Annotated in this window: 6 protein-coding genes; 5 read left to right on the top strand and 1 reads right to left on the bottom strand. The window is 68.3% G+C overall.

The window, feature by feature from the left end:
- Positions 1–284 precede the first annotated feature (284 nt).
- Entirely contained in the window at positions 285–455 is a 171-nt protein-coding gene (locus V6U90_RS32485; RefSeq protein WP_334444855.1) for a hypothetical protein, read from the bottom strand.
- Positions 456–721: 266 nt separating this feature from the next.
- On the opposite strand from V6U90_RS32485, the gene V6U90_RS32480 reads away from it, so the two are divergent.
- The 5 genes from V6U90_RS32480 to V6U90_RS32460 all read left to right on the top strand — a co-directional run bounded on the left by V6U90_RS32480 (position 722) and on the right by V6U90_RS32460 (position 4,487).
- On the top strand, positions 722–1,156 hold the full coding sequence (locus V6U90_RS32480; protein WP_334444853.1) for a ChaB family protein: 435 nt from the start codon (positions 722–724) through the stop codon (positions 1,154–1,156).
- A gap of 77 nt (positions 1,157–1,233) precedes the next feature.
- Positions 1,234–1,425, top strand: coding sequence for a glycosyltransferase family 9 protein (locus tag V6U90_RS34125; RefSeq protein ID WP_442933712.1), 192 nt, complete (start codon positions 1,234–1,236; stop codon positions 1,423–1,425).
- Positions 1,426–1,706: 281 nt separating this feature from the next.
- Positions 1,707–2,285 (top strand): hypothetical protein, encoded by a 579-nt coding sequence (locus V6U90_RS32470; protein ID WP_334444851.1) that lies wholly within the window; start codon positions 1,707–1,709, stop codon positions 2,283–2,285.
- A 475-nt stretch (positions 2,286–2,760) separates the two neighbouring features.
- Positions 2,761–3,996, top strand: a complete 1,236-nt coding sequence (locus V6U90_RS32465; protein WP_334444857.1) for an IS110 family transposase — start codon at positions 2,761–2,763, stop codon at positions 3,994–3,996.
- Positions 3,997–4,190: 194 nt separating this feature from the next.
- Positions 4,191–4,487 (top strand): hypothetical protein, encoded by a 297-nt coding sequence (locus V6U90_RS32460; RefSeq protein ID WP_334444849.1) that lies wholly within the window; start codon positions 4,191–4,193, stop codon positions 4,485–4,487.
- Positions 4,488–4,618 lie beyond the last annotated feature (131 nt).

Raw genomic sequence — 4,618 nt, 5'->3', positions numbered from 1 at the left:
CGAAGCCACCGTCACCATCGCCATCATCGACCAGTGGCTCCGAGCCTTACGAAACGCGGCCTAGCCCTGCCCCGCCGGTACGGAAGTACGCCGCCGAGATCGCCCTGCCGAGTCGCGGGCTCGGCGCGGACCGAAGAGGCACTCGCCATGGCACGGACCAGCGAGCAGGTGCTACGCGACCATCTGCGCCGCCGTGGACCCGAGCGACAGCCCTTGATGCCACAGACTCGTCGACTCCCCCAGCTGTCGTACCGGGCTGGGGCGGTTTTCCATCTCGTCGCTCCTCACTGCTCGTCGTCGACGACCTCGGTCCGGTCGCCGCGAGTGACGGTCACCGGAAGGTGTTCGTCCGGCTGCGGCGCCTGTGCCACAGTGTGGTGCGGGTCCCCGTCGGGTGAGTACAGGACCCGGTCGGTTTTACGGCTCTTCTCCCGGTTCTCCTCCGGTTCGGTCACGTGCCTCTCCCGTCTGTCGTTCGGTGCCCCTCACGCTAGGGGCCATCACCCGGCCGTATCCGGCTTTTCCGCCGGTTGCCGACATCGCGGCCGGCGTCGTGCTCGCTTCTCCTGTGACGGCGGGGCGGTGACGTAACCGTCGTTTCCCTGCCGGCAGGGCGGGCATGCACCGGGTCCCAGCATGACTTCGCGTCAAAGGGCCGGTGCGAGGCAGCTGTCACGGCGACGGCCGCCTCGCACATCATCACTGTCAGGGAGGTGTCGTCATGCCGGACAAGCATGAGCAGGCCGAACAGATGCGCGACGACGTGCCGTCGACCATCGCGCGCTCTGATGACAAGGCGGTACGGACCTACAAGAAGACCCTGGAGTCGGCGGAGGAGTCCTACGGCGACGGCGAGCGGGCCCACCGCGCCGCGTTCGCCTCGCTGAAGCACACCCACGAGAAGGTCGGGGACCGCTGGGAGCCCAAGGAACACAAGGGCCCCTCGGACCCGCAGGCCGAGCAGGGAACGCCCGAGTCTGCGCTGGGAAGGCGGGACACCGCCCAGGGGGTCGACGCCAACGCCAGCAAGGGACACCTCGACGACGTCGCCCGACGGGTCGGCATCGACGACCCGGAGAACATGGACAGGAACGACGAGGTCCGCGCGATCGAGAAGGCCAACGCCCGGGCCACCGCGCGGGCCCGGAAGCGGTAGCGCCGGCAGGTGCCGAATCAGGCGGTCGTACGTCGCTGGCCGAACTGACCGCCGTCCTGGCCCGGGCCGACTGTGTGATGGTCGGTAACACCGGACCGGCGCACCTGGCCGCCGCAGTCGGCACGCCGGTGGTCAGCCTGTTCGCTCCCACCGTCCCGTTCGAACAGTGGGCGCCCTACCAGGTTCCGCTGGTCCGGGTCGGTGACGCCAGGGCCGCCTGCCGGGACACCCGGGCCGGTGTCTGCTCCGTGCCCGGCCGTCCGGCCTGACGGGCGTCGACCCGGAAGACGTGGTTGCCGCCGTGCGGCTGCTCAACTCGCCTTGGGCGCCCACGCCGGCGGAGGGACGGCGATGAACGTGCTGCTCTAGCACGTACACGACGCGCCGGCTCATTCACTCCCGCGCCGAGCCGCCGTGTAACGAGATCACCCGTGCGAGGGAGGTAGCGAGCCGCCCTGTCACGAGATCACCCGCGCGAGGGAGGCAACGGCCCAGGAGGACTCGCGATCCTTCGAGTGGAAACACAATTCACACTCACCAGGAGATCGCCTTGACCAAAACAGTCTTCCAAACGTTGGCGGCCCTCGGCGTGGCGGCGGTGGCCGCATCCGCGATCCCGGCCGCTTCGCCGGCGACAGCCACCACCCAGACACAATCGGAGGCGAGCGTAACCGGGTCGGCGCGGGTCTTCTACTCCCCAGCGCCCGACGACGACGTCCGTTTCACCTTCGACGCCCACGCCGTCTCCCCCACTACCGGTCAGATCCCTCACCCAGCCGATGCCCAGGGCACGGTCCGCGTCTATCACCGGGTGGCCGCCTTGAACCTCACCCTCTGGGCCGAAGGAGAGGTGAACTGCGTGATGACCAGCGGCCGAGCCGCGACACTGACCGCAATTGTCACGAAGACCTCGCCCGAGCTCAGTCAAAGCTGGATGGGCAAGCACCTCGGCTTCACCGTCTTCGACGGTGGCGACGACGAATCCGTCCACAGCCTCGACCAGATGGGTTCCACGGGGCCAGTGGAGAATCTGGCCAAGTGCATGGCCGGGAACCCGAATGCACCCGTCATGGCGCCCGCGCCGTTCTTCACGGTGCAGAGCGGCGGCTACCGGGTCGAACCCGCCTAGCGTCGGGCGCAGTCCATGGTCTGTGCGTCGGACCAGAACCCGGACATCGCGGCTGCTGGCGCCAACTCCAACGCTCAAAGAGTCAGGAGTTGTTAGCCGGCGTCGTCGGTGTGGGTCACCACCAGCACCCCTGCGGGGGTTCCCTGGCTGCGTAGCGCGCGTAGGGTCCGCAGGGTCGGTTCGTCGACGCTGCCGGCGATGACGGCTCTAATGGGGGCTACCGGGTTGGTGTCGGTTCGGGGCTTTAGCCCTGTTCGGGCGCAGACTCGGTTCCGGTAGCCGCTGGCGGGTGAGCACTGCAAGGCTCAGGAGCAGGTGAGTCCTAGGGTCAGACCGTGCCCCCGCCGGTGGTCGGGAGACGAGACTGCTGTTGGGCTGTCGTGCCCGTCCGGTGGGCGTGAGCACTGATCCATTAGAGCGCGAGCGTTTCTCCCGCAGGCTGCTGATCATGCCGGGCAGAGCTGGGGGTGAGGAATTGCTGTTCGTGGGGGACGACTGGGCCGAGGATCACCACGACGTGGAGATCCAGGACGAGAGTGGACGCAGGCTCGCCGTGCGGCGGCTGCCCGAGGGAGCGGACGGGATCGGCCGACTGCACGAGCTGATCGGTGAGCACCTGGGCGAGTCCGATGACCCGGGGCAGGTCGTGGTCGGGATCGAGACCGACCGGGGCCTGTGGGTGCAGGCGCTGCTGGCGGCCGGCTATCAGGTGTACGGGCTCAATCCCAAGCAGGTGGCCCGGTTCAAGGAACGCTACGTCACCTCGGGGGCCAAGAGCGACGCTGCCGACGCGCACGCCCTCGCCGACATGGTGCGCACCGAGCGGCATCAGCTGCGCGCCATGGCCGGTGACAGCGCACAGGCCGAGGCGATCAAGGTGATCGCCCGGGCGCATCAGACGCTGATCTGGGAACGGACCCGGCATCTGCTGCGCCTGCGCGTGGCGTTGCGGGAGTTCTTCCCGGCCGCCCTGGACGCCTACACGCCCCTGGGGCTGACCGGCGCCGACACCCTGCAACTGCTGGCCAGGGCACCGGACCCGGTACGCGCGGCCCGGCTGACGGGCGGGCAGATCACGGCCGCGCTCAAGCACGCGCGCCGCCGCGACGTCGCGGCCAAGGCCGAGCAGGTCAAGACCGCGCTGCGGACCTCGCACCTGGCCCAGCCCGAGGCGCTCAGCGCCGCGTACGCGGCCACGGTGCAGGCGATCGCCGCCGTGCTGATCACTCTGAACGAGCAGATCACCCGGCTGCAGGCCCAAGTGGACACGCACTTCCACCAGCACCCCGACGCGGACATCTACCTGTCCCAGCCCGGAATCGGCGACGTCAACGGCCCCCGCATCCTCGCCGAGTTCGGCGACGACCCCGACCGCTACGCCAGCGCCAAGGCCCGCAAGAACTACGCCGGGTCCAGCCCCATCACCCGCGCATCCGGCCGCAGCCGGATCGTACTGGCCCGCTACGTGCGCAACGACCGGCTCGCCGACGCCCTGCACTCGCAGGCGCTCTCGGCACTGACGGGGTCAGCGGGCGCCCGCGCCTACTACGACAAGCAGCGAACCCGCGGAGCCAGCCACAACTCCGCTCTACGCCAGCTCAGCAACCGCCTGGTCGGCATCCTGCACGGCTGCCTCAAGACCGGCACCCGATACGACGAAGCACACGCCTGGCCGCAACACACCGGACAGGTCCGTCTCGTCACTGCTTGACACAAAAACCCTTGGGCTGTCTGACCTGGGCAGGGCTACGAAGCGTCGCAGGAGTTCCGGCTGACGGTCGACGTGCTCCATCCGGAGCTGACGGAGCGGTTGAAGCTGGAGCTGTCGGCGTACGGAGAACGTGACCAGGTAGATGCGGATGAACGGGACCAGTCTCCTGCCCCAGGTCGTGTGATGCTACCGGCATGGGCGCTGACACGGCTGCGTTGCTGGCCGTACTCGAGGAGGCACGAGCATACCTGGCACGACCAGACAACGATTTCTCCTGGTCATCGTTCCATGACATGGCAGCCGCGTTGGAGGAACTTGATGGGCTGACCGCGATGGTCCACGCTGGTGGTCCCGTGCCATTCACACTCACGGTCCTGTTCGCGCCCACGGGTCCCATCCAGGAGGTGTCGCTGTCCAGCGGATGGGGAGATGAGTTCCTCGCACTCGCCGACCGTTTCGACGCGGCGTTAGCCGGCCGCCCCCTACCGTAGCGGGCGGGCGGAACCTGTCAAGTCAACTGAGACATTTTCTTGATTTTGTTCAGCTTTGTGCTGCTGGTCGGTTGGGCACGGGCGGGGCGGTGGTCTGTTCGGGGTCGCTGTTGTCGGGTTTGTTGATCCAT

Source organism: Micromonospora sp. CPCC 206060 (assembly GCF_036906895.1).
In the GTDB taxonomy this organism is placed as follows: Bacteria; Actinomycetota; Actinomycetes; order Mycobacteriales; family Micromonosporaceae; genus Micromonospora.
Note: the sequence above shows the minus strand (reverse complement) of the source record. Positions and strands in the feature narration are given on the sequence as shown.

Coding starts and splice junctions, on each gene's coding strand:
- V6U90_RS32480 (WP_334444853.1), top strand. CDS start 722: ATGCCGGACAAGCATGAGCAGGCCGAACAGATGCGCGACGACGTGCCG.
- V6U90_RS32460 (WP_334444849.1), top strand. CDS start 4,191: ATGGGCGCTGACACGGCTGCGTTGCTGGCCGTACTCGAGGAGGCACGA.
- V6U90_RS34125 (WP_442933712.1), top strand. CDS start 1,234: ATGGTCGGTAACACCGGACCGGCGCACCTGGCCGCCGCAGTCGGCACG.